At 56.5% G+C, this 26,479-nt stretch carries 16 protein-coding genes and 2 pseudogenes; 11 read left to right on the top strand and 7 right to left on the bottom strand.

Annotation, left to right across the window (positions count from 1 at the left end; all coding sequences use genetic code 11):
- Positions 1 to 17 precede the first annotated feature (17 nt).
- Positions 18 to 2,726 carry a serine/threonine-protein kinase gene (locus tag Poly51_RS12025; protein WP_146457779.1) on the top strand — a complete coding sequence of 903 codons (2,709 nt, stop codon included), beginning with the start codon at positions 18 to 20 and terminating at the stop codon, positions 2,724 to 2,726.
- Here the strand turns inward: Poly51_RS12025 and Poly51_RS12030 are convergent.
- Complete coding sequence (locus Poly51_RS12030) at positions 2,723 to 3,925, bottom strand: hypothetical protein (protein ID WP_146457781.1); 1,203 nt, start codon at positions 3,923 to 3,925, stop codon at positions 2,723 to 2,725. The two genes, Poly51_RS12025 and Poly51_RS12030, sit on opposite strands and share 4 nt — an antisense overlap.
- A gap of 585 nt (positions 3,926 to 4,510) precedes the next feature.
- On the opposite strand from Poly51_RS12030, the pseudogene Poly51_RS31775 reads away from it, so the two are divergent.
- Positions 4,511 to 4,719: pseudogene (locus Poly51_RS31775) on the top strand (IS4 family transposase); the annotation flags it as partial.
- Positions 4,720 to 4,797: 78 nt separating this feature from the next.
- On the opposite strand, the pseudogene Poly51_RS31255 reads toward Poly51_RS31775, so the two are convergent.
- Positions 4,798 to 5,046: pseudogene (locus Poly51_RS31255) on the bottom strand (IS256 family transposase); the annotation flags it as partial.
- Positions 5,047 to 5,334: 288 nt separating this feature from the next.
- On the opposite strand from Poly51_RS31255, the gene Poly51_RS12035 reads away from it, so the two are divergent.
- The 3 genes from Poly51_RS12035 to Poly51_RS12045 all read left to right on the top strand — a co-directional run bounded on the left by Poly51_RS12035 (position 5,335) and on the right by Poly51_RS12045 (position 8,822).
- A complete protein-coding gene (locus Poly51_RS12035; RefSeq protein WP_146457783.1) occupies positions 5,335 to 6,654 on the top strand; it encodes a CpaF family protein in 1,320 nt (439 codons plus the stop codon).
- A 125-nt stretch (positions 6,655 to 6,779) separates the two neighbouring features.
- Positions 6,780 to 7,745: a type II secretion system F family protein gene (locus Poly51_RS12040; protein WP_146457786.1), complete on the top strand. Its 966-nt coding sequence runs from the start codon at positions 6,780 to 6,782 to the stop codon at positions 7,743 to 7,745.
- Between the two features lie 96 nt (positions 7,746 to 7,841).
- Positions 7,842 to 8,822, top strand: coding sequence for a type II secretion system F family protein (locus tag Poly51_RS12045; RefSeq protein ID WP_146457788.1), 981 nt, complete (start codon positions 7,842 to 7,844; stop codon positions 8,820 to 8,822).
- Between the two features lie 61 nt (positions 8,823 to 8,883).
- Here Poly51_RS12045 and Poly51_RS12050 read toward each other — a convergent pair whose 3' ends face one another.
- A complete protein-coding gene (locus Poly51_RS12050; RefSeq protein ID WP_246114438.1) occupies positions 8,884 to 9,795 on the bottom strand; it encodes an isoaspartyl peptidase/L-asparaginase family protein in 912 nt (303 codons plus the stop codon).
- A complete protein-coding gene (locus Poly51_RS12055; RefSeq protein WP_186775500.1) occupies positions 9,788 to 10,963 on the bottom strand; it encodes a GTPase in 1,176 nt (391 codons plus the stop codon). Before Poly51_RS12055 ends, Poly51_RS12050 begins: the two co-directional genes overlap by 8 nt.
- A 222-nt stretch (positions 10,964 to 11,185) precedes the next feature.
- Between Poly51_RS12055 and Poly51_RS12060 the strand changes: the two genes are divergently transcribed.
- Together Poly51_RS12060 and Poly51_RS12065 are read left to right on the top strand one after the other, a co-directional pair.
- On the top strand, positions 11,186 to 12,178 hold the full coding sequence (locus tag Poly51_RS12060; protein ID WP_246114439.1) for a putative zinc-binding metallopeptidase: 993 nt from the start codon (positions 11,186 to 11,188) through the stop codon (positions 12,176 to 12,178).
- A gap of 51 nt (positions 12,179 to 12,229) precedes the next feature.
- On the top strand, positions 12,230 to 13,258 hold the full coding sequence (locus Poly51_RS12065; RefSeq protein WP_146457794.1) for a D-alanine--D-alanine ligase family protein: 1,029 nt from the start codon (positions 12,230 to 12,232) through the stop codon (positions 13,256 to 13,258).
- Positions 13,259 to 13,291: 33 nt separating this feature from the next.
- On the opposite strand, the gene recQ is transcribed toward Poly51_RS12065, so the two are convergent.
- Positions 13,292 to 15,124 carry a DNA helicase RecQ gene (gene recQ / locus Poly51_RS12070; protein WP_146457796.1) on the bottom strand — a complete coding sequence of 611 codons (1,833 nt, stop codon included), beginning with the start codon at positions 15,122 to 15,124 and terminating at the stop codon, positions 13,292 to 13,294.
- Positions 15,125 to 15,337: 213 nt separating this feature from the next.
- On the opposite strand from recQ, the gene Poly51_RS12075 reads away from it, so the two are divergent.
- Both Poly51_RS12075 and Poly51_RS12080 read left to right on the top strand, forming a co-directional pair.
- Positions 15,338 to 15,760 carry a BlaI/MecI/CopY family transcriptional regulator gene (locus tag Poly51_RS12075; RefSeq protein WP_222435839.1) on the top strand — a complete coding sequence of 141 codons (423 nt, stop codon included), beginning with the start codon at positions 15,338 to 15,340 and terminating at the stop codon, positions 15,758 to 15,760.
- Positions 15,757 to 17,901: a M56 family metallopeptidase gene (locus Poly51_RS12080; RefSeq protein WP_146457798.1), complete on the top strand. Its 2,145-nt coding sequence runs from the start codon at positions 15,757 to 15,759 to the stop codon at positions 17,899 to 17,901. Before Poly51_RS12075 ends, Poly51_RS12080 begins: the two co-directional genes overlap by 4 nt.
- Before the next feature lie 26 nt (positions 17,902 to 17,927).
- Here the strand turns inward: Poly51_RS12080 and Poly51_RS12085 are convergent, their stop codons facing one another.
- Entirely contained in the window at positions 17,928 to 19,262 is a 1,335-nt protein-coding gene (locus tag Poly51_RS12085; protein ID WP_146457800.1) for a serine/threonine-protein kinase, read from the bottom strand.
- On the bottom strand, positions 19,259 to 22,102 hold the full coding sequence (locus Poly51_RS12090) for a hypothetical protein (protein ID WP_146457802.1): 2,844 nt from the start codon (positions 22,100 to 22,102) through the stop codon (positions 19,259 to 19,261). Before Poly51_RS12090 ends, Poly51_RS12085 begins: the two co-directional genes overlap by 4 nt.
- A gap of 366 nt (positions 22,103 to 22,468) precedes the next feature.
- Between Poly51_RS12090 and pilM the strand changes: the two genes are divergently transcribed.
- Together pilM and Poly51_RS12100 are read left to right on the top strand one after the other, a co-directional pair.
- On the top strand, positions 22,469 to 24,628 hold the full coding sequence (pilM, locus tag Poly51_RS12095; protein WP_146457804.1) for a type IV pilus assembly protein PilM: 2,160 nt from the start codon (positions 22,469 to 22,471) through the stop codon (positions 24,626 to 24,628).
- A gap of 89 nt (positions 24,629 to 24,717) precedes the next feature.
- Positions 24,718 to 26,358 (top strand): hypothetical protein, encoded by a 1,641-nt coding sequence (locus Poly51_RS12100; RefSeq protein ID WP_146457806.1) that lies wholly within the window; start codon positions 24,718 to 24,720, stop codon positions 26,356 to 26,358.
- The last annotated feature ends 121 nt before the right edge of the window (positions 26,359 to 26,479 follow it).

The following is a 26,479-nucleotide window of genomic DNA, read 5'->3' on the forward strand; positions in this document are numbered from 1 at the left end:
CGAATGAGGCGTCACCCATGAAACACCTTGCGGAATCCAACCAGTGGCAGTTGCCCGGCGTCATCGCAATGAGCAATCATTTCATCGACGGGCCCCAGTTGGCCGAGGCTGTGGAGAAATGGCGTTCCGAGAAGGGAGGCAGCATTCTGGATGTGTTGGTCAACAAAAAAGCGATCACTGCCCCCGAAAAGAAGTTGATCGAAGATCTTGTCGCATTTTACGTCAACAAGAATGGTGGCGACGAATTATCGTGCTTCTCGAAACTTTCGAGGGAAGCAAACGACAACGTCGCCCGAGCCATCGCGTCGATTAAGAATAGCGAACCTGGCAACCAGACCGGCGCGTCTGTGGCAACGATCGACAGTTCACCGGGACAATCGCCACCCGACATGACATTGGACGCGACGATGGAAAGTCAGGTGGCGCCATCGACAAATCGTTTTCAAACACTTCGTCCACATGCTCGCGGAGGCTTGGGCGAAGTCTTCGTTGCCCACGATCGCGAATTGAACCGACACGTTGCGCTGAAACGAATACGTGGTTCGCACGCGGACAATGTTGACAGCCGAAACCGGTTCGTGTTCGAAGCCGAAATCACCGGTTCGCTGGAACACCCCGGCATCGTCCCCGTCTACTCGCTCGGCCACAACTCCGACGGTCGCCCGTATTATGCAATGCGATTTATTCGCGGACAAAGCTTGAAAGAGGCGACCAGTGACTTCCACAAGTCACAAAACACGCCGACATCCAGCAACACCTCGCTGGACTTCCGTGACCTGATCGGACGAGTGATCGATATCTGCCAAGCGATCGAGTACGCGCACTGTCGCGGAATTTTGCATCGCGATATCAAGCCGGACAACGTGATGATCGGCCGGCACGGCGAAACCCTGGTCGTCGATTGGGGCCTGGCCCGAAAGATGGATGCGGTCGAAGAAAACTCGACGAATCTCGAAAGCCTGTTGAAGCCTCGTTCGGGTTCGGATTCCTCGCCTACGGTCATGGGCGCGGTGGTCGGGACGCCCCAGTACATGAGTCCGGAACAAGCCGAAGGCCGACTGGATTTGCTAGGTCCGCACAGCGACGTCTACAGCATCGGTGCGACGTTGTTCTACGTGTTGATGGGCCAATCACCGATCGCCGGCGAACGCGTGCTGGACATGTTGAAGAATGTCAGAGACGGTAAAATCGAATTACCGCAAACAATCAATCCATTGGTCGATCCGGCGCTGCACGCGATTTGCATGAAGGCGATGTCGGTCGATATCAAGCAGCGATACCCTCGTGCCGCCGACTTTTCCAATGACCTTCAACGTTGGTTGGCGGACGAATCGGTTTCGGCTTTTCCAGATACGTGGATGACTTCGCTGGGTCGATGGACTCGGCGAAATCGTGGCGTCGTGGCCGTCTCGTCGATATCGACGATGCTAATCATTGCCGGCTTGGCCGTCAGCCTTTGGGTGACCAACGCGGCCAAGAAACGCGAGTCGGTTGCTCGTGAGAATGCGAGTCAGTCGTTCGAGGCGGCGCGATCGGCCGTCGACAAGTACTTTGTCCGCGTCAGTGAAGCGTCGCTATTGAATCAGCCCGGTTTGCAGACCCTACGAGTTTCGCTGCTGAAGGACGCGCTGGAATACTACCAAAACTTCTTGGAAGAACATCGCGATGACGAAGCGGTCGAAGCCGACCTGGCACGTGCGAGTTTCTACTCTGGAAACATCCAAGAAGAGTTGGGGGATCTGGACGGGGCAACAAAACGTTACGAGTTTTCGATCGGACTGCAGCGTAACATCATTGCGGATTCCCCGGATGACCGTATCGCAATCGACTCGCTCGCCGACACGCTGACGGCGACCAGCCGTTTGGCACAAAAGCAACAAAAAGCCGAACGTGGCGCCGAGTTGAACACAGAAGCAACTCAACTGCGCGCTGAATTGGTAAAGACGGATCCCGACAACGCGGAATACCAACGCAAGCTGGCCAACAGCCACATGAACACAGGCTTGTTAATGCTGGCCCAGCGTCGATTTGAGGAAGCGGCAAGTGAGTTGCACCTATCTCAACAAATTCGACTGCCGTGGCTCCAGGGCGAACAAGCCAATACGCTGCGCCGCGACTATGCCAAGGCCCTGTATAATTTGGGGGTTCTCGAAGCGACTCGCAACAATGTCGCCGCGGCAAGACAGTCGTTTGAATCTGCCGTTGTCGCGTTCGAGCATGTCGTCAACGAAGAACCGCAAGACTTGAATTATCAATCCATGCTGGCGACTTGCTATCGGTTGGTCGGCGACTCATTCGCAAGTGAGGCAAACGCAACCCTGGCTAGCCGGTTCTACTTAAAGGCGATCAAGTCACTCGGTTCACTGGCCAGCCGCAATCCGGAGGTCGTCGGATACCAGTTCGGCTTGGCCGCTGTTTACATGAATCTTGCCGAGTTAGAGCGGACATCGGATCCGAAAAAGGCTATTGCATCGGTGACCGAAGCAATCAACATCATGAACAAAATGGCTCCGGAAAATCTGACGCCCGTCCAGCAACTGGATCAATGCGTCGCACTGCGAACCCGAGCCGAGTTGGTGCAATCGTCGCGACCTGAACTTTTTGACCGCGACTCTAAACAAGCCGAAAGCTTGTTGAAGCCGCTGTTGGAATCGCAACCCGACGATCCGATTTTGTTGCAAGAATCTGACCAATGGAAGAAACTGCGATCGTCGCAAGTCTTTTAGAACAGTCGATTGATCGAGAAGTTATATTCGAAATCAAACCCACGGTCGGCGCCGTCTCGGAAGGGCGCTGCGAAGCCATTCGTGATGATCGTCTTTTGTACTTGAACCTGCGCGCCCAACAATCCATTGAATGTATCGACACGATTTGCAAGATTGCCGTTGGTTACAGTGGCGGCGCCGTTTCCAAGCGGCGGCCCAATCGTTACTGGGCCCACAAGATCGGCGTCGTTCAGCGTGGTTGTGTAGTGAACTTCGGCCAATAGATTGACGGCGTTTACGAATCCACAGGGATTCGGATTGGACCAAATCTGCTTTCCAAGTCCGACGTTCAACCGCATGAGCACCTGCTGCGAGATTCCTTCGGTTTCATCGAACCGTGTCGGTGTTGCCCCTTCAACAGAATAGAAACCGCTGGTCCGCACATCGGAATCGTTCACAGGCACGTCAAGCTGTACGAATCCGAGCCCATAAAACGAATCCGAAAAATGAAAGACTGATGCAAGGAAAGGTGACAAGTTCACCGTGTCGTTCGCTCGTTGAATTCGAAACTGTGCATCAAATCGAAACGGAGGAGTCACCGGAGTGCCCGTGATGGGGTCCAAAATGACGTATTGGTCATCCTGGGTGGTTACTTGGATGTTCACGTCAGGCGCGGTGGGAATGTTCGTTGCCAAACCGGCCGACCAATACACCCGATCGGTGTGAAAGAGTGCGAACTTCAGAATGACGCCGACATTGCCGATTGCCACCTCGGTATCGTTCAGCGGTAAAGACACGACGGGACCCGTCGTCTGAGAAATTTGAAGGTCCGATGATAGCTGGCTGGTGATGGGCAACCGAATCTCAACGGAACTGTTTTCGGTCAATTTCCGTTCGAGCCCGAGGGTCAACAGGTTGATGTCCAGCGTATTGCGTCCTCCGATCGGGGCAGTGCTAAAGAGGTCGATTTCGCTGGCGTTATGAAAGTGTCGATAGCTGGCGTAAAATCGATCGGCCAACACCGGACTATTGTTCTCTGAAATGTTCAGCCTGCTACAACCGTACGTCGGATGCGAAATGGTTGCCGCACTCGTTCCGGCAAGTTCAAAACTGCTGCACGCACCCGCTGTGGTATCCCCGATCATGTACGGGACTGCTGACAAGCTGAAGAAGCTGGACGCGCGGCTTGGCGCATTGAACTCGCCGTTGGCTCGCGACATCAAAAATTGCGATGAATTGTCGCTTGCCGCTGGCTGTGGCAACGTGGAAGGCCTGCTCGAACCGGGTTGCCGTGGGTCGCTCGGTCTCGCGAACGGATTCTCGTCGCCAGCGACCTCGCTGCGAAAAGCCGAATCGACAGAATCAGACGGGAAGAAAAATTCACCGGCTCCGCGGTCGCCCTGCTGCGCATGAAGCACAACGTTTGAAAAAAGAACAAACGAAAGCGCTAGTCCATAAGCCGTTGATAAATCCCGCATCGCTTGACCCCAAAAATAGGTACCGCCGTGAGCTCACCGTTTCCTTATCGGCGGATTGAAACGGTTAGTGCCGCTTTTCCGAATAATCAAGCCAGGTTTTGGGTGGGTACCTATCCCCGCGGAATCCGTCGCGTGAAACACCGCCGCGGAATCTGCCGCTCGTTCCGTCGCGGATTGATGTGGCCGCCGACGGCGGAGAAAACGAAGATTGAACAGTGATGCAGCGAGTCGTTGAGCGTGATCGTCTACACGTAAGGGACAGCGGGCACGCAACGTTCGGTCTATTTGATGCAATTGTCCAAGCCAAGAGTAGCCATGCGTGTCGGCGGCGGGGCGCACTTGATCAGCCACAACGACAACGGGGTTGAGATCCAGGTCGACTGATCGATGATCGCTTGTTTGCCAATCAGCCTCTGGTCCGGCGGGAAGCCGAACAAACAAACGTTTGAACTGATCCGCTACTACTTTCAAGGCCTCGCAAGCGAGGATGAGTTGCGGTCCACACTGCGAATCAGCGTCAAGCTGAGGAAGCGAAGGTGGTTGGGCTTGAGCTTGCAACAAACTCGCTCCTCTCTGACCTTGCGGTAGCCGAGGCAAGACGTGGCGAAGCCGGTTCACGCGGGATTGGCCTGTGGTCCTACGAGGGCCGCCATTAGTACGGATTGGGACGACCGGACGGAGATTTGGCGGAAGCCTTTCTCGAATTTTAGTAACACATACGAAAGCCAACGACTAGCTTGACCGGTCTCAGCCAGAAACAACTTCACCCGACCAAGCTTGCGACGTGCATTTAAGAATGAGTTCTCGATCGCGCTGGTGTTCAGCAGCGAACGATGCGGCGTGCTGTCGTAAGCCATGCGATGCGACGTATTCGTTTCGTACTAAAACTGACTGACGAAGTGCAGTCTGTTTCGTTTGTGAATCTGTTCCGTCTGCAAAAACTCTTGCGCAATTCCGGCCTACGCTCGTTTTGCGCTCTATCTTTGCTTGGGTCGTTTCCTAGTTGTTGCTTTCTCGACACGTTTGATGAGAAAAGTGGCATCTTAAGTGATACGACCCGCATTACCGCTCGCCCTGCCGTCAACGCACTCCGGGGCACGGGCGAACCAAGTACGGGATCTAACGGTTATCACAACCAAGGAAATACAGCGATGCGAACTGGCACCCCACCCGCAAAGCCTGACGCCGGCCGTCAACAACAATTCGAAGACATCAAACGACGCATCCACGGCAAGTTGGTCGACAAGCTTGACCTGTCCCGCGTCGGCGACTTGAAGGGCGATACGCTCAAACGCGAAATCCGCATGGTGGTCGAACACCTTTGCGATGCCGAAGAGACGCTGCTGAACCGTCAAGAACGCGAGCGTATCGTCGACGAAGTCATCGACGAAGTGCTGGGGCTTGGCCCGCTCGAACTGATTCTGAAAGACCCGTTGGTCAGCGATATTTTGATCAACGGACCGAAAAACATCTACGTCGAAAAAGGCGGCCAGATGCAGAAGTCGGAAGTCGAATTCCGAGATAACAAACACTTGCTGCAGATCATCGACCGCATCGTCAGCAAGGTCGGCCGTCGCGTCGACGAAACGTCGCCGATGGTTGACGCTCGCCTGGAAGACGGTTCGCGGGTCAACGCGATCATCCCACCACTGGCTTTGGACGGAGCGTGCGTTTCGATTCGTCGATTCGGTTCGAACCCGTTGAAGTTGGAAGACTTGCTCAACTACAAAGCGTTCACGCCAGAGATGGTGATGTTGCTGGAAGGCTGCATCAAAGCCCGACTCAACTGCATCATCGCCGGCGGTACCGGTTCGGGTAAAACGACGCTGCTGAACACGTTGTCGTCGTTCATCGACCACCATGACCGGATCGTCACAATCGAAGACGCGGCCGAATTGCAATTGCAACAAGACCACGTCGTTCGTTTGGAAACTCGCCCCGCCAACATCGAAGGCACCGGCGCCGTCACCGCGACGGACTTGGTCAAGAACGCCCTGCGGATGCGTCCGGAACGAATCATCATCGGCGAATGCCGTGGTGGCGAAACATTGGACATGTTGCAGGCCATGAACACCGGCCACGACGGTTCGATGACGACAGTTCACGCCAATACGCCGCGTGACGCGATCGCTCGTTTGGAAACACTGGTGATGATGTCGGGCTTCGACCTGCCCGTCAAAGCAATTCGCCAACAGGTCTCTGGTGCCGTTGACGTGCTGATTCAAGCCAACCGTTTGCAAGGCGGACCTCGCCGCGTGACCGCGATCACCGAAGTGGTGGGTATGGAACAAGACACCGTCATCCTGCAAGACATTTACCGTTTCGTCCAGAAGGGCGTCAACGAGCAAGGCAAGGCGTTCGGCCACTTCGAATGCACGGGCGTTCGCCCAAGCTTCATGGAAAAACTCGAATCCGCCGGTGTGCGTTTGCCCGCCAGCGCATTCCGCGAACGCGTCATGATGCAAGCGTAGTGGCGTAGGTCATAGGTGTCCGGGAACAGGTTTCAGGTCTTTACCGAAACCGAACCATGACACCTTCAACCTTGCCGCTTCGTCTTACCAGAAACCTGTAACCTGAAACCTGAAACCTACCTGCCATGTCCGGATTAGTCATTGCTTTAGTGATCGGCGTTGTTGTCGCTTCACTGGTTGCATTTGCCGTGAACGTCCTCGCCCCCTCGGACGATTCGACCGCTACCGAAGATCGTCTAGCGGCGATGGCGTCACGCCGTCGTGGCGGCACGGCGGAAGCAGCGCAAGCATCACTGATGCGATTGGACGGGGATGACGGCACCAGCCTGATGTCGCGTCTGACCGCTGGCATGCCAGCGATTTCGGACTACTTGGAACAGGCAGATATTCCGTTGACGCCCGCCAAGTTCGGGTTCATCTGCGTCGGCTGTTTCGCGGGTGGTGTCGTGCTGTGTGCACTGTCACCAGTCCCTGTTCTGCTGGCACCGATCATTGGCGCCTTGTTCATGGGATTGCCGATCGGATGGTTGATGATGAAACGAAAGAAGCGATTGTCTCGGTTCGGCAATCAAATGCCCGAAGCTTTGGAACTGCTTAGCCGTTCACTCCGCGCCGGCCACTCGCTCAATGCTGGATTTGGATTGGTCGCATCCGAAATGGAAGCACCACTTTCGACCGAGTTTGGGCGTTGCTTCGAGGAACAGAATCTCGGCATTCCGTTAGAAGAAGCGATCGACGACATGGCCAAGCGAATCCCCAACATGGACCTTCGCTTCTTCGCAACCGCGATTGTTCTTCAACGTCAGACCGGTGGCGACCTCTCGGAAATTTTGGACAAGATCGGACACCTCGTCCGCGAACGTCTGATGATTCTGGGAACGATCCAAGCATTGACCGGCGAAGGTCGAATGAGTGGTGCGGTACTGCTAGCGTTACCACCGGTGCTGTTCGTGGTGATGCTGAAGCTCAACTACGAATACATCATGATGCTGTTCACTGACGAAATCGGTCGCTACATGCTGTGTGCCGCCTTGGTCACTCAGTTGATCGGTGCCCTTGTGATTCGCAAGATCATCACGATCAAAGTCTAACCGACGCGGCGAAACCGCTTTTACGATCTCATCCAAACTTTAGTGCCCGCTACTTACGCGTTTGTCGACGAATGACATCTGCAAGGATTCTCTGAAATGATCACATCGTTCATCCTTTTTGCCGCATTGAGCACCGCGACGATTGCGTCGATCTCGGTCTTCGTCGCCGTTACTGCTGCCGCCTGGTTCGTGATTGGTCGCGTAAGCGGCAACGACCAACCGACCGCAGAAGCGCGTTTGGACGTACTGCGTCGTGGCCGAGCCGCGACTGACGATACCAGCGATTCGGAAAAGAGTCGAAAGAAATCGGAAGCTTTCACGTCTGCGCTGGAAAAGGCAACGTCGCCGCTCGAAAAGACAGTGTCGGGCAACGAGAAAGAAATGAGCCAGCTTCGCGAAAAGCTGGTCAATGCCGGCTTCCGACGCGAAACTGCGCCGGTGGTCTTCAAAGGGATGCAGCTGATCTTAGCCGGTGTGGGCTTGTTCCTCGGCGGTGCGGTGGGATTGTTTACCGACGGTTTCAGCCAAGGCATGCTGATGAAGCTGGCCGGTGGTGTTGTCGTCGGATTCGGACTGCCGACGGCGATCCTGGGCCACTTGGCGAAAAAGCGTAAGGAGAAGATTTTCCTGGGGCTTCCCGATGCATTGGACTTGATGGTCGTCTGCGTCGAAGCCGGCTTGGGCATGGACCAAGCACTTCGCAAAGTCGCGGAAGAAATGATGAAGAGCCACAAAGATATCGGTGAAGAATTCGGTATCGCAAACCAACAGCTTCAATTCGGTCGTACTCGTAGCGAAGTGCTGCAAGCACTCGGCTTCCGCAGCGGCGTCGATGACCTGAAACAATTGGCATCGATCTTGATCCAAGCTGATAAGTTCGGTTCGAGCGTCGCAAACGCACTTCGTGTTCAAAGCGATTCGATGCGAATCAAGCGTCGGCAAATCGCCGAAGAGAAAGCGGCAAAGACGGCGGTGAAAATGATTTTCCCATTGGTGCTATTCATTTTCCCGGGGATCTTCGTCGTACTCGTGGGACCTGCGGGTATCAACATGTATCGCAACATGTTGTCGAAGTAGCGATCGATCGCCCCTTCGTTCCCGGGTACTCACTCAGGAAACCCTGGGCGACCGCGGACCGTCAAGGCGCAAACCGACCGCCGGAAAGTGCCAACGACGTCATCCATTGACCATCACCATGCGCCATGCCACAGTTCATGCCGGGTGTGTTGTGTTGCATCACGATGCGACCATGATTGGACACGGCGATTAAACCGCCGACATCCTTTGCTAAGCGGGTGACCATCACTTCGTCGACTGCTTGTTCAAGCGATCGACCGGCGTAGCGCATCTGGGCAACCAGATCATAAGCGACGCACGCGCGAATGAACTCTTCGCCAAGCCCCGTGCATGAAACCGCACATGCATCGTTGGTCGCATACGTTCCTGCGCCGATGATCGGTGAATCCCCCACGCGACCCGGCAACTTTTTCGTCGTTCCACCGGTACTGGTACCCGCGGCAACATTTCCGAGTGAATCGTACGCCACACATCCGACCGTTCCGAAGTGCGGCGGAGTGTTATCGTCGGTCACTTCGGGCTGTCGCGACATGAAGTAGTCGGGTGTCACCAACGCGGACGATTGATCCTCGGCAAACTCGTCGGCGCCCTTGCCCACCAACAACACGTGCGGCGTTTGTGTCATGACCAAGCGAGCCAGCGAGATCGGATTCTTCACCTTGGTCACGCTCGCCACCGCGCCACATGCCGCGGTTCGTCCGTCCATGATCGACGCATCCAGTTCCGCAACGCCGTCTTCGGTCAACACCGCGCCTCGACCAGCATTGAAGTTCGCGTCGTCTTCGAAAACGACTATCACGGCTTCCACCACATCAATCGCAGCAGCGCCCTGCTTCAGCAGATCGGCCCCCTTTTGCAAGGCCCGCTCGAGCCCGTCCGATCTTGCCGCTCGTTTCGCTTCGCTCCATGTCGCCGGACCACCACCGGCCCCGCCGTGAATCGCGATCGACCATTTCCGTTTCGTTTCATTCATCAAATTGGCTTTCATGGTCCGACGTGGGTGTCAAAAGTTCCTGCAACAGCATTGTTTGTGCGACAGCATCGTCGCTCTCTGCGATCGCACGGATCAACCACGCTTGACGCCGATTGATTGCTGCGGCGGCACCGGGCGAGGGCATCGCTTGAGTCAGCACCGAGACGATTCGATCCATCAGCAATTCGATTCCTTGGCCCGTTGTTGCGATGGTTCCGACAACACTTTGGTCGACACAACTGTCTGACGCCAAGGTATCCATCTTGTTCATCACGTCGATCGTGGCGGCATGGACGACGTCATCGAGGGGGGGGATTCCCGGCTGGACCACGCGGACGACCAAGTCGGCGTCGACCGCGGCGCCGCGAGCTCGCTTGATGCCTTCGCGTTCGATCGGTTCGTCGCTGACGCGGATGCCCGCGGTATCGCTGATCCGGATCGGCAACCCGTCGATCACCGTATCGGCATGCAGGACGTCGCGCGTTGTACCGGCCACATCCATCGTGATGCTGCGGTCGTAGCCAACGATCGCGTTGACCAAACTGCTTTTCCCCACATTGGGCGGGCCTACCAACACCACTCGAAACGGCACCGTCAAGCGAGCAGTGACCACGGCTGACCGCAAAATGTCTGCGGCTTGCAGCCTTACATCGTGTGCTGACACGGGCGACTGTTGCAGGCCATCGAACGACGTGGTTGCCCAACCCTGCAGTGCACCGCGGACCTGATCCATGGCGATCGCTGCTGTTCTTGCCGTGACACAACCGGCCAAGACCGCGGTCGCCTCGGCGATCAATGGCGGCATGCGGCCGCAGACCCATTGATTCGGTTCGATCGCCAACGCACCCGCCACAGCCAAGTCGTCCATGATTCGGCGCGTCGCCGCGACGCCGCCGTGACAGTGGACTTCGAATGAGCTGTCGTCCAATGGGGTTATTACAACTGACTCCGTCGCCACCGCCGAATCATCCTGTCCAACCCATTGGCCGTATCGAACTTGTCCGGGTCGAAAGGTCCGGCGAAACGCAGGGTCAAAGTACCGATCCACGATCGCTTTGGCTTTTTCCCCCGCGATGGCCACCACGGCGACGGCACTTCGACCACCGCCGGTCAGGACACAGGCGACCGTTTGCGATGCGCGAGGTGTTGCATGATCTCGATCAATCACGGTTGAATCGGTCCAGTAAGTTTGGCGACAAAGAATGGGAATTAGGGTAACGACAAACAGGCGATCTCGAATAGACTGGCGGCCCCCGACGGATCGATCGTTTCGTGTTTGACAACGGGTTAGAAGTTTCGACCGCCATACCCAATGGGAACCATGAAGTCTGGCAAGCACCTTCGAAAAACTACTGGCTCATCGAAATCGAATCCTGCCGATCTCGATTCGATGTCCGACGAGCAATTGTTGGATCTACGGTTCTGTGACCTGAATTTGACGATCGCAGGCACGCCGTTGGAAAAGCGAATCGCCCAACTGGGTGAAGAGTTAGCCCGACGCGGACTGCTTTTCAAGCCTCACTGCTGGCTGAGCGTCGATTGGTTCTCGCCCGACGACATTCCGGGGATCGCGATTCCGTTCTACCTCGCTCATCCGCGGTTGATGCGATTGGAGCGAAAACAACTGCTGGATGTCGAAGGCGGCACCCAATCGTGGTGCATGAAGATTTTGCGGCACGAGGCGGGGCACGCGATTGACAGTGCGTACCGACTGCGTCGAAGGGCCGCTTACCGCGAGATTTTCGGCAAACCGTCCCTGCCGTACCCCGAATATTACAACCCGACGCCGTCCAGCAAAGACTTCGTTTTACACCTGGAAATGTGGTACGCTCAGTCACATCCGTTAGAAGATTTCGCGGAAACGTTTGCCGTGTGGTTAAGGCCCGGATCTCGTTGGCGAACCCGTTATGACGACTGGCCCGCGATCAACAAACTGCATGCGGTGAACGATTTCATGAAATCGATTCAAGGGCAGAAGCCGCGTGTCCAATCGAGGGCGACGATCGAACCGATCTCGCGAATCCGCAAAACCCTTCGCAGCCACTACGCGCAGAAACGCGAACACTACGGCGTCGACTACCCCAGCGTGTACGACAACGACCTTCGCAAGCTTTTTCACATGGACACCGAAGACAAACGCAATCCCACAGCAGCGGCTTTCTTGACGCGAATTCGCCCCGAACTCAGACTGTCCGTTGCGAGATGGACCGGCGAATACACCTACACGATCGATCAAGTGATCCAAGAAATGATCGAACGCTGCCGAGAATTGAAACTGCGAATGGGCGGTTCACCCGACGAAGTCAAACGCGATGCCATGATCCTTGTCGCGGTTCGAACCACCAACTTTTTGCACGAGGAAGGCCACCGTGTCGCCATTTAGAATCAGCACCCAAGAATGCGTCCGCCCCTTCCTTAGAAATCGATGTGCCGCATGACGAATCGACGAATCTTGGTCTTGGTTCGCGACGGACACGTGCCGCCGTTGACGCTTGACGGCGTCACCGAGGACGAGTTGACTCCGTGGAAAGCGGAATTTGATGTATGCGAAACGCTCCGCCGCTTGGGTCACGATGTGCTGCCGGTCGGCGTCTACGATGATCTTGCGCCGATTCGCGAAGCGCTGCGTGACTTCCAGCCTGATATCACGTTCATGCTGCTGGAAGAATTCCACGGCGTGGTTACCTACGACTTCGCCGTCATCAGCTATTTGGAACTGATGCAGCAACCCTATACGGGATGCAATCCGCGCGGGCTGCTGTTGAGCAAAGACAAAGCGTTATCGAAAAAGGTGTTATCCTATCACCGCATTCCGACGCCACGATTTGCAGTGTTTCCGTATGGTCGCAAAACCCATCGGCCCAAGAAACTGTCGTTTCCGTTGTTCGTCAAGTCGGTGATCGAAGACGCGTCGTTTGGAATCGCCCAAGCATCGATCGTTCACACCGATGAAGCGCTAGCCGAACGGGTCGCGTTCTTGCACGACAAGACCAAGGACGACGTCATCGCCGAACAGTTCATCGAGGGCCGCGAGTTGTACGTTGGCGTCGTGGGAAACACCCGGTTGACGACATTTCCGGCTTGGGAAATGGACTTTGGCAAAATGCCCGATGACGTCGCCCGCATCGCAACGCGGACGGTCAAGTTCAATCGCAAGTATCAAGAGAAGCACGACATCACGACTCGCGCAGCCGATGACTTGGATGCCGCCACGGCGGACCGCATCTCCAAAATTTGCAAACGGGTGTACCGTGCACTCAGCATGAGTGGCTACGCCCGCATGGATTTGCGAATGACCAGCGAAGGCGGAATCTTCGTGATCGAAGCCAACGCGAACCCGAACATCGAATACGGGGAAGACTTTTCCGAGTCGGCGGAAGTGGCAGGAATCGACTACGAATCGCTGATGCAACGAATCATCAATCTAGGACTCAGCTACAAAGCCGCCTGGATGGCGACTTAAAAATCGAGTTACCCATTGGCAGTCACCGTGTGACTAGGTGATATTCAAGTCACGGCAATAACCTTCGATCGATTCGACGAAGGGTTCGCCCAGGTCGGCGAGTTTGCGTTCGCCCACACCTTTGATTTTCGCGAAGGCGGCCAGCGTCGTGGGTCGTTCTCTGGCGAACTCGCGCAGAGTCGCGTCGCCGAAAATGACGTAGGCGGGAACGCTTCGCTCCGTTGCGATATCACGCCGCAATTGACGCAGTACATCGAACAGTCCGCGATCAACGCCCTGCCATGCATCGGCGGGCGTGGCGACTCCGGTGCTTCGCACTGCTTTCTTTGATTTCGTCGCGATCGTCAATTTCGGTTCGCCGTCACGGTGCAACAACCGACGGCCTGATTCGGTCAGCCCCAACGTTTGGTACTCGCCCAATCGACACAGATAACCTTGTTGAATCAATTGGTCGATCCACATGCGGACGGACGGCAAACCATCGTCCGCCAGCAATCCGTACGTGCTCAATTGGTCGTGCCCGAGTTGGCGGATCCGCTGTTCGCCGGAACCGCACAGCACCTTGGCCGTATGCGATACGCCGAAACGTTCTCTGAGCCGCACGACGCAAGACAAAATCTTCTGGCTCAGCGTGATCGGATCATCGACCAAGTCGATTTCGTCCAAACACACGTCGCAAGCGCCGCAGTTGTTCGTCGCATAGCTTTGGCCAAAGTGCTCCACCAGCGATCGGTGTCGGCAGACTGCCGAGGCACAAACGCCGAACATTGATTCGAGCGACGCGACCGATGAATCGTACGAAGACGGTTCGCCCGACATGATCTTTTTCCACGTCACCACGTCGCCGCCCGAATAGAACAGCACACATTCGGATTCCAGCCCATCACGTCCGGCGCGACCACTTTCTTGCTGATAGTGTTCGATCGATTTGGGCATACCGGCATGAACGACGAAACGCACGTTGGATTTGTCGATTCCCATTCCGAACGCGACGGTGGCGACGATCACGTCGCAGCGATCATTGATGAACGCGTCTTGATTCTGTTTTCGAGTCTCGTCACTCAGTCCGGCGTGGTACGGCAGCGCTACGATGCCGGCTTGCACCATCGCAGCGGCCGTCTTTTCAACTTCCTTGCGGCTGATGCAGTACACGACACCCGATTCGCCGGAGTGACGACCGACGACTTCCATGACTTGACCGAGTCGGCCGTCGGTGCGAATCATGCGGTACGTCAAATTGGGTCGATCGAAATCGCCGATGATCACTTCGGGTTCTCGCAGCCCAAGCTGTGTGACGATGTCATCGCGCACCGGCCCCGACGCGGTCGCCGTATAGGCGTGAACCGAAACGCCCGGGAACTGATCCACCAACTGACGCAAGCCTCGATACTCGGGGCGAAAGTCATGCCCCCAATTGCTGATGCAGTGCGCCTCGTCGATGGCAAAGAACGAGATCGTTTGGCGGCGCAGAAACTCAAAGGTCTTGGGGTTGAGCAACCGTTCGGGAGCTAGATACAGCAGTTTCAATTCGCGACTGCGAATCAGTTCGGCAACCTCGCGTTTCTCGTCGTCGCTTTGCGTGCTATTGACGAAGGCGGCCGCGACACCACAAGCCCGCAGCGCGTCGACTTGGTCCTTCATCAACGAAATCAGCGGCGAAATCACAACCGCCAAGGCGTCGATCGCCAGTGCGGGAACCTGAAAACAAAGAGACTTCCCGCCGCCAGTGGGTAGCACCGTCAATGAATCGCGGCGCTGGATCACGCATTCAATCGATTCATGCTGGAGAGGCCGAAACGCGTCGTATCCCCAGACTTCTTTCAGGATTCGGTGAACGTCGGTGGTGTGAACGGGACTTGCCGACATCGTTTTCGCTCCTTCGCCGAATGGACCCGCACTATGACGACGCATCGGCCGATCGACAAGAACCAGCGTCGATCCACCCGTGATGGCGAAAAATTGTCCAGAAAAAGCGTTGACCCGCCAAATGCCTACACCTATAGTCAACCCAGACTACAGGAGTAGGCAGGCTGTGATCTCCACCGCTGCCAGCCGCTCAATTCACGTGCTGGGAATGCCATGACCGATTCAACGCGCAGCCACATCCCGCCCAAACCCATGCCTTCGGTTGGCCCCGAAGAATTGGCGATCTTTCAGTTTGTCCAAGACAGCGGGCCGGTTACCGTCCGCCAAGCGGCCGAGCATTTCGCGGCGCTAGGGAAAGCCCGAACCACCGTGTTGACAGTCATGGAACGTCTCCGGTGCAAGGGATTGCTTTCGCGAGAAAAGGTGGGCAGCACGTTTCGATACCAATCGTGTGTCCCGCGAGGCGAAGTGATGCAGTCGCTCGTTGGCGACTTTGTCCGCCGCGTTCTGGGCGGGTCCGTGACACCGTTCATGGCCTACATGAGCGATTCGGACCAGATCAGTGAAACAGAACTGGAAGAATTGAAAAAGATTGTCGAAACGATCGAGAAACGGCACAGCGAGGGAAAACAATGATGACGGAAGCGTTTCTATCGAGTCTCTATCGAGCGTCGTGGCAGGGTGGGATCGCATTTGCGATTGTCGGCCTGGTCGCGATCTTGCTATCGCGAATCACGACCGTACCCGCGCGCATCCAACATTGGTGGTGGCGACTGGTCAGTCTTAAGTTTCTGATCGCGTTGGTCGTCATACCAACGATCGCGATACCGGTTCTGCCGCCGATTTTGGAAGTCACGCCGAGCGCCAATCCGATGGCTCAGCAGACATCGGTTCTAACCGAATCGAATACGATCCCGTCAGCAGTCCCGGCGACGACCCCGACACGGATCCCGACTTTGGATGCGGCGACGACTGAGAGCATCGATACAGAACCTGTTGACGGACGGAACGCTCAAGCCAGTTGGCTGATGGCGATTTGGTGCATCGGATTGCTGACCAGTTTGGTGTGGCTGGTCATCCAGTGGCGACAGTCTCGTCGCATCGCCATGCAGCCTCTTGATTCCGGTTCGATCACGGACAACTACCGCGGACTCGTCCAGCAATTCAAATTGCCAAGGGCTCCCGAATTGATGGTTTCCGATGAAGTTTCTGGCCCCGTTTTGGTCGGCTTCGTCAATCCGAGGATTGTGTTGTCACGACACTTGGTTGCTCACGCTAGTGACGACGAAGTTCGTTGCGTTTTGGCACACGAATTGGCCCACGCATCTCGGGGCGATCTGGTTTGGAACATCGTGCCGGCGATTGCCCAAGCAATCTTTTGGTTTCATCCGATGGCTTGGTGGCTGCATCGCCAATGGCGTATCACCGGCGAGATGGCATGCGACGAACTTGCCGTTCGTCGAATGGGTCGACCGGTTCCCGAATACGCTCGCGGGCTGCTAAGCGTAGCGGTGTTGGTGGCATCCATGCGCCCGATGCCGCATCAAGTCGGTCAAGTGGCGGCGTTCCGATCTTCCGAATCCCTTAAACGAAGGCTGATGGCGATGAAAACGAATCCGTTTGGTTCTAAACGACAAGTAACACTTGGCCTGCTATTGACCACAGTAGCGGCCGTAGGATTTTTCTGCCCCGTCGCGCTGACACAGCGAACGGCCAACGCACAACCCGCACCAAAGGATCCGAAACCGTTGGCCGACGCGGAACAGAAACCCGGCGAGGTTTCTGAGTTCGGCGCGAATATGAATTTCGAAGACGTCAGCGACCGTGGCCTGCCCACAGGATGGGGCGGCGGTGGAAAAGGATATGACTTGAGTGCCGATAAGCAGAACGGGCGCGGCGGCGGCGCGAGCGCGCACTTGGCCAGCAAGGACGGCGGCGTTTTTGGAACCTTCACTCAGTGCATGAGTGTCGATGGATTGGTGGGAAAACGAATCGAGCTGAGCGGACACATCAAGAGCGATGTTCAGGGCACCGGCGGATTGTGGATGCGCGTCGATGGCGGCAAAGACAAAGTGCTGGCGTTTGATAACATGGGCGACCGACGTATCCAAGGCAAAACAGACTGGACGCCTCACTCGGTGGTGCTTGATGTGCCCAACACGGCGACTGGAATCTGCTTCGGATTCTTGATGACCGGTAAAGGTGATCTGTGGGGCGACGACTTTTTGATTCGCGTGGTCGGTGAAGCGGGTAAGGGTCCGAAACTGACCGGCGGGCCACTTACCAACGCCGGCTTGCCCACCCAACCTTCGAATCTTGATTTTGAAAAAATCTCTCGCAACAACCCCGACTTTGCGGATCAATGGGGCGGCGGGGGAATGGGATACGAGCTGGTCCGGGACAAAGACGACAAGCACTCCGGCGAAGCGAGCGGCCGAATCGCACGCGTGAAACCATCCGGCAATTTTGGAACGTTTACCCAAATGTTCCAATCTGACGATTACCGAGGCAAACGAATTCGATTGTCTGGTTTTTTGAAAACCAAAGACGCCAAATCGTCGGGTCTTTGGATGCGGATCGACGGACCTGGGGATCAACCATTGGGGTTCGATAACATGCAAGATCGCGGCGTCAAAGGCACGACGGATTGGACCACATACGAGATCGAATTGGACGTTCCCGCCGAAGCGACCAACATCGCGATCGGCTTCTTGCTGATTGGCGACGGAACGATTTGGGGCGACGATCTGAAACTGGAAGTCGTCGATGCGTCCTAAGGCTTCACGTCACGCTTCACGAGCGATCAAATTTGCTCGTGAAGCACGAACCCGATGATCGCCCCGATCAACAAGCTGATCGGAACCGCGATGGCAAGCGCGATGGCGATCGGCATCGCGTGACTGTGGCGTCGCGGAAGTGGTGACTCCAGATCAAAGCCGACGGGTACCGATGACATCGACGTTTCGTGAGACGTCATCGAATCGAGCTCGATGCCCGAGACACCGCTGCCTGACAATTGTGGCGTCTCGGGAAGTTCACGAATCTGCGACGGTTCGTGCGGTGGCGGTGGCGGGGTCCATTGGCGCCGATCGGATGCTTCATCGATACCGTGGTGCGAGATGGCAGATGCGGAACTGGCCCAAGGCTCTAATCGTTGCGCTACTTCGGTGGCCGATTGGACACGTCGCGTCGGATCCTTCTCCATCATATCGGCAATGGTATCGACGAAGTCTTCGGAAAGATCGGCCGTCAAGTTGCGCGGATGCCATGGGGTTTCTTCGCAGTGACGCCGACACTTCGATCGCGAATCGCCACCGGGAAAGGGAACTTTGCCCGTGACGGTGTAGTACAACGTGCAACCGAGCGCGTAGATGTCCGATAGCGGACCGACGGTAAGCGGATCGCGAATCTGTTCGGGCGAGATATAGTCGGCCGTACCGACAATCTTGCCGGCCCGCGGATCGTCCTCTAGACCCATGCTCCAGGCCGCCAACCCGATGTCCGATAGTTTGGCATGTCCATCGGGCGTGACCAGAATGTTGCCCGGTTTGATATCGCGGTGAATCAGCCCCACATCGTGAGCGTATTGAAGGCCCATCGCGACTTGCGAGATGATCAACGCGGCATCGCCCATCGACAGCGGACCCTTGCTTCGGACTAGCCTTCGCAGATCGGTCCCCGGCACGTACTCGGTCACCAGGTAATGCACCTTTCCGTCTTGCCCGGCATCGAACGCGCGAACAACGTAGGGGCTATCGAGTCCGGCTTGCAAACGAATTTCACGACGGAAGCTGTCGCGTGATTCGTGCGTCGATTTTTCGCGAGGCAACACCTTCACCGCGCACTCGCGCCCCATCACTTTGTGAACCGCTTTGAAGACACGGCCCATGCCGCCTTGGCCGATGAAATCGGTGATCAAGTAGGGCCCGAGCGTCAGCTTGGTACGTCCATCGCGAAGTTGGTTGGCCTGGTACTGGGTAAGGATGCCGCTTCGAACCAAGACCTTTGCGACGGCTTCGGGATCACCGGATCCCGCCAATTCCACGGCTCGGGCATAGCGAGCCTCGTCCACCAGCCCGCTGCGTTTGGCGGCTTCTTCGAACGTCGGCGGCGGTGTGGAAGCAGAAGAAGCGGTCACGTTGAATCACCGGACGGTTTGAACACAACCAATAAATCAGTGACGGCGTGAGCCGCCATCGCAACAGAGACCTGATCATCACGGGCCGCCAGTCGTTCGGACTCGTCGTCACCGGCCAAGCAAGCAAACTCGACGTCGCGAAAAAATCGAAGCGTCGCGTTGCATGACTTGGGACGAGTTTGAATGATGCGAACCGTCGCCGCCAGAGCACCATCGTCGCGTCGAAAGACTTCCATCGCGCTGACGACCAAATCCTTGGGGCTGCTGTGGACGATCCACCCGATATCACTAGCGCGACCGTCGGCGGCAATGTCGACCTCGATCGGCGGTGCAATGGCTGACTTGGCCGACGTGATCGGGTTGGAAACATCAAAGCCATAGTGAAGCGAAAATTTCGCTTGAGCCTCACCGCGAACGCTTAAGATCGTGTCAAAGAAACGTTGATCGACACGGCGATGGAATGCCAGACCGGAAGTTCCGACCATCGTTTGCCGGTCGGCTTCGTCGATCAACAAACCCAAGGGTGACACCAAACGGCGTGCGCCACCACGATGCACCTTGTCTCGCAAAAGCACGCGACAGATCGATGCATCGGAGGCCACCGCAACACGGGCGGCAATATAACTTCGCCACGGATCGTCACCCCATGCGGTCGCGGTTGCCGAGGTGGTCGTGGTTGCTGGCGAGACTTCGCCGTCAACGTCGATCACGCGACTGCCGCGGGCGAGAGTGTATTGCACCTTGAACATTGCCAAGCTGACGTTTTGGTCGTCAATGATCTTGCCAGTCACTTCGATGACGCCTTTGGCCGTGGTGCTCTCGACGACACGTATCTTGTCGCACTTCATCGTCGTTTCGGCTTTCTCGCTGTGGCCGTTTAAGCCCACCGCGACCAGCCGCATTGAGAATCGATTTCCACGCGAAGTCCCACTATAAACCCCCGAAATGCCACCCGATTCGGGATGAATCGAAGCCTCTAGAAATTCGTTCTGCAACCTGCCGCCTTCAGCGATCGACGTGGGGTTCCCCAGCCACTTGTTGCGCAGCCAGCCCTTCATCGACGACTGCTTGTTACTTTTCCCCGGCTTCAGCGAGACAAAACCGCACGCCGGCACATCGGCCGTGGCGGCGACGCCACCGGACACCGACGATGCCGCGAAAACGTGATCCGCCGCGCCAACGTCCTTCTGCATCAGCGTTTGATGGCGGACGCCGTTGGAATAGGGATTGATGATCAATTTGGATTGGCCAGTCGCGTCGGACGGTTTGGCTCCGACGGCGGTGGCGAACGATTCCGCCGCATCGATCGCGTTATCGTCAGACGCCGTTCCCCGAACCAAGGCGGCCATGCCACGAATCATCGCGTCACGTTCGGCGACGATCCCGGCGCGATAATGGGCGGCGATGCTGGACACCGGATCAGCCGTTTCGGCCTCGACCAGATCGTTCAAAAGGACCGCGGAATCGTTGGTCGTTGCCGACGTATTGGCGTGATGATAGGGGTGTTCGCCTTCGGTAAAGTAGCGATCGATACGCCAGAAACGGCCGAGCGAAACGCCCCACGACGCCGACCGTCGTAGGTCATGAAAACTTTCACAACCTTGGCCGGGCCAGTGCACCAACAGGGCCGTCGCAATCTCGCCGCTGTCGATCGCTTCGCCCAGTTTTGCGCCGATGGCTAGAAACGACGCATCGCTTGCCGCATCGATGGGTTTCGCCGTCAACGCTTCGATTTCGGCGCCACCGGCCTGCAAAATGACCTTGGCCTCGTCGCCGAATCCGCTTCCGCCGGCGAAATCGATCGGGATCATTCCTTGATATCCCAGTTTTGTAATCGTCGCGGTCATGTCCGAGGGCGTCGCGCCCGTCAAACGCCCGTACACCAGTGGCGCAATGCCGATCGCTTCGGTCGCCTGTTGATGCGCGGCAACGAATGCGTCTTGTGACTGCACAAGTGTCATCGCATCCAAATGGCGATCCGAATCGGGTCCCCCCCCGGCCCATCCGATCTCGCCGCCGCGAAGCCGGCCCAGCAGATCCACCGACGGCGCGTCCGTTCGCGTCGATAGGGCGATGGCTGCCCGCCCATCAAACAGCAGATTGCCGGGGGTCGCCAGTTGCGGCGAATCGGAATTCGGAACCGACTGCAGCGACATAGGACGCGCGGCCCACGCATCGATCAGGGCGTCGACCGTCGAATCGGTGACCAACGTCAGATCGATCAGATGGGGATCCGACGTGAAATAGTGGTCTCTTTCTTCGGCCAGCGCGTCGAAAACCTCATGCAGGGCAGCCGTCGCGGCTGGTCCGTCACCCTGCAAAAACGCCTTCGCCGCGGTTACTAAGCGAGTTTGCAGGAAAATTTCGTCCAGATTGCTTGTGTAGCGAAGCCGGCGGGTCATGATCTGGATCTGTAGGGCGACGAACCCTGCCGCATAGAAGTCCTCGACACCGATTTTCCGGCCTGAACCATCCACCACCGAGGGATCAGCATCGCAAGGGTCGCACGGATCCAGCCCCAGCGCAGCCTCCATCTCGGCCCGATTTGCCCCTGTGATCCAGCGGCAATCGGCGTCGGCGATGGCGCGCTGGGCGTATGCCTGGGGCAGTTTCGCCAGACTGGGCGCCGGCGCGACGATCATCCGTTTAGCGGGAGGTTCGGGCGGGGCATCGGCGCGGTACCATGCGGGCGTTTGCTCGGTTTGAGCCAATAAACGCGGGTGCCAAAGCACGGTCCAGCCCGCCAGCAGGCTGCGGGCATCGTCGTCGGACAACTTGGTCGGAAAGTCCTCCAGCGTCGACGCCGGAATCAATACACAACACTCGTCAAAGACAGGCATAGTCAGGGTAAAAAGTTTGACTTAGGGTTCTAGGAATCAGTAGAATGAGGTTCGGTCGTTGGAATGACAGTTTTATTCGCCAAAGGCTTCTTTTCGAACTTTTTCAAAATCATTCAGGCGATCCGTCATAGTCGGCCTGGAAGCTGACGAGAATCGTCGAGCATCTCATTCTTTGCGCACTATTTACGTTGATTCCCAGTAAACTAGCGGTTCGGCCGATTCGGACCTGGAAAATCATGTGTCCGGCGATTGTAGCGGCGAGCGGGCCATCAGTCCCGGGCACGTCATCAGCGTAGTCGGTTTCGCGAACAAGTTTTTAGTTGACTCATCCTCACGTTTACCCATTTCCCTCGATAAGCATCACTCATGGCAAGAAGCAGTTCCAGCGTTTGGGGAATTGAGATCGGACAAACGGCGCTCAAGGCGCTTCGCTGTTCGTTGGTCGATGGCGAGCCGGTTGCCGATGCGTTCGATTTCATCGAATACCCGAAGATCCTGAGTCAGCCCGAAGCCGTCGCCGAAGAATTGATCGCCGACGCGCTGAACCAATTGCTCGAGCGCAACGACGCGATCAACGAGAAGGTCGTCATCAGCGTTCCCGGTCAAAGCGGTCTGGCAAAGTTCTTCAAGCCGCCGCCGGTCGAAGTCAAGAAGATTGCCGACATCGTTCGCTACGAAGCTCGCCAACAAATTCCGTTCGACTTGGCCGACGTCGTTTGGGACTTCCAAATGATGCCCGGCAGTATGGTCGAAGAAGGCTACGCGCTGGAAAGCGAAGTCGGCCTATTTGCCATGAAGCGAGAACAGGCATATCGTCAAATGGCGCCCTTCGACGATGTCAAAATCGAAGTCGACCAAGTTCAGTTGGCGCCGCTTGCGCTTTACAACATGTTGGCATTCGACCGCATGCACGAACGCGTCGACGCTGGCATGTTCGACCCCGATGATCCGCCGCCATCAACCGTGCTGTTGTCGATCGGCACGGATTCGAGCGATTTGATCGTGACCAACGGTTTTCGGATTTGGCAGCGCAGCATGCCGATCGGTGGTAACCACTTCACGCGTCAATTGACCAAAGACTTGAAGATGACGTTCGCCAAGGCGGAGCATCTTAAACGCAACGCTCGGGAAGCCGTTGATCCCAAGTTGGTCTTCCAAACGATGCGACCGGTCTTCAACGATTTGGTGACCGAGGTTCAACGTTCGATCGGATTCTTCCGTAGCATCGACAAGAAAGCCGAAATCGGCGAACTGATCATCACCGGTAACACGGTCAAGATGCCCGGGTTGGCCGCTTACTTAGGCAAGAACCTTGGCTTTGATGTCCACGTTCTTGACCGATTCAATCGGCTCGGTGGCGAAGACGTGCTCGCGATCCCCACGTTCCGTGACAACATCCCGACGTTCGCGGTTTGTTACGGCTTGTGCCTGCAAGGATTGGGCGTTTCGCAGATCCACGCTTCCTTGGTGCCACAAGAAATCTTGACCCAACGAATGATCCGCGCGAAAAAGCCGTGGACCGTGGCCGCACTTGCGACGCTGATGATCGGCATGACCGCGCACTACGCGTTCACCGAACGCTCGTGGGCAACCACGCACGACGACCTTTGGAAGGCGCCGCAGAACGAAGTTCAAACGATGAAGAGCTATGCGGACTTGCAAACCGGCGAAGACGGCGACCTGAACAGCAAGCTGACTTATCTGAACGAAATCGGCAAAGAAGTTTCCGGCGACAGCGAAGCTCGCTTGAAATGGCTTGAGATCATCAAGGTTGTCAACGATGCGATCCCGCGTGTCGACTTTCCTGATGGCAAGATTCTTAGCCCGAAAGAACTGCCGTATTTGGATCGGAAAGATATTCACGTCCAGCAATTCGAAACCAAGTACTACGAAGACCTTTCGCTGTGGTACACCGAACGCGTTGCGCGGCGCTATCGCGACGAAATCCGCAGTTGGGCTCGGATCACCAACAATCAAGAAGACCCAATCGTGCTGAACTTGGCCGAAGACGTAGGTCCGACCGAATCAGGATGGGTAATCCAGATGAACTGTTATCACTACTACAACAGCCCCGACCGGATCGGCCTGGAAGGCAGCAACCACGTCCGAAATATACTGACGACGTCGTTCCTAAAGAGCTCGGCAACGTTGCCGATTGGGGTCGACGCAGCCGGCAATGCGGTCTTGGAAAAATTCACGCTACCGGAAATGGGCCTGACCTATCCGCTGCTGCTCGATGACAAGAAAGACCAACCGATCCAAATTCCCAACCCAGACTATGACCCCGAAGCCATCATGGCGGTGCAGATGAGGCTTACCGAGGGCGAAGAAGTGACTCCCGAGATGGAAGCGGTGCTCAAAGAACCGCCGGTGTTGCAAGTTCGCAAGTTGGAATTCGTCTACCAAATCGTTTGGCAAGAAAAAGTGCTTTCCGAGCGACTCGAAGCCAAAGAAGAAGCCCGCAAGGCGGCCGAAGAAGAAGCCGCTGCGACGGCGGTCGAAGAGTCAGTCGCTGTTGTCCCTTGATCGAACTTTGATCGAACAGACGCGTTCGTTACGTCTGCCAAATCTTCAATCACCTTTTCAACTATCCGTCAAATTGATCGCAAACTGCCATGGATAAAGTCAAAGCTCAACTCGCCATCGCGATGAAATACGGATTTTGGATTGGGTCCGCGGTCGTCTTCCTTGGCTCGCTCGGCATCTGGTGGTGGACGACGTCCAAGTTGGCGACGGAGAGCGCGAGCCAAACGGCGAAGATCAAGCAAGACATCCAAACCGTCGCCACGGTTGAAGGGGAACTCCCCAGCCACCCCAACGAAACATCGCACATCGAGATGAATAAGTTGATCGCCAAACGCCAAGGCGAAGTGCTCGAGTCATGGAAGCTGCTTTACGATCGACAGCGAGACATCCTGACGTGGCCCGAACAAGACCTGACCAAAGACTTTGTGGATGAGTTTCGCGATCTGATCCCCATCGAAGTGTTCGTGGAACACCCGACATTGGAGGAAGACGAAAAAGAAATCACGCTTCGTGCGACGTACCAGCGATACATCAAGAACGCCCTCCCCGCGATCGCTGAAATTGCCAAAGCCAAGTGGACCGCCGAGTTCGAGGCCACCGCGAACATGGGAATGGACATGGGGATGGGAATGGATATGGGCATGGGAATGGGAATGGGAATGGGCAACCCAATGATGCCTGGCATGGTTGATATCTCTGGCGACAACAGCGGCCCATTGGTCCGATGGTCAGCCGGCAGCCAATCCAGCTTGTTGACGGACCTGTTCCCATGGCGAGGATCGCTGCCAACAACATTGGAAGTCTATTACTCGCAAGAAAACTTGTGGATGCTGAAGCAAATGCTTCAGATCGTCGCGGAGGTCAATGGCGAAGCTCGCCAGGCCTACCAAGCCAAAATTCATGAAATCGTCAAAATCGGCATCGGCAGCTCCGTGAAAAGCGGTGCCGGCAAGATTTCCAAGCCCGGCGAAGGTGGCGGCATGGGAATGGGCATGGGAATGGAAATGGAAGACTACGACATGGGCGGCATGGAAGAAATGGGGATGATGTCCGGCATGGGAATGGAAGGCGAAATGATGGAAGGCGCTGACCCGGCCGACAATCGATACGTCAATGTAGCGATGGAACCGATCGAGGGCTCAGCACTGCGAGCAGCACTCAACAGTGACAGCCCCAGTGATGTTGCGCTGGCGGTCGCGAAACGCGTTCCCGTGATGATGTCGCTAAAGATGGACCAACGCGCCGTGCCTGATCTGTTGGCCGCATGCGGCAGTGCACCCTTGATGGTTCAAGTCACTCAAGTTCGCATCTTGCCGCCAAGCGGAGCGGCCGCCGGTGGTATGGACATGGGAATGGGAATGGACATGGGAATGGGAATGGGGATGGATGAGGGAATGGGAATGGGAATGGGAATGGGCGGTGCCGCGTCGCAAGGCCCCGTCGCGGAATTTCCTCTCGATATGAACGTCGAAATTTATGGCCTCATTTTCATTTACAATCCGCCGGACCCTGCCAAGCTGGCGATCGAGAAAGTCAACAAGGAGAACGTCGACGAACTGATCGAAGATGTCCCAGTTGCCGGCAAGCCGGAAGAATCCACCGACGAATTGCCGACGCCGCAAGATACCGATCCCGCGGAACCGGCGCCTGATGCAACCGCGCCGGCAACGCCGCCAGTCGCCGACCCGACCACGACCGCACCCGCGGCCACCGAACCGGTCGCCAATTGAGACCGTGACCACCGCCTGACTTCAGGCAAACCGCAGTGCGAGACGCTTGCCGACCTGCGTTAAAATGATCGCAAAGTGCCGAATCGCTTTGTGATGAACCGATTGTTGAACGCCCCTTATC

This window comes from Rubripirellula tenax (genome assembly GCF_007860125.1).
GTDB lineage: Bacteria > Planctomycetota > Planctomycetia > Pirellulales > Pirellulaceae > Rubripirellula > Rubripirellula tenax.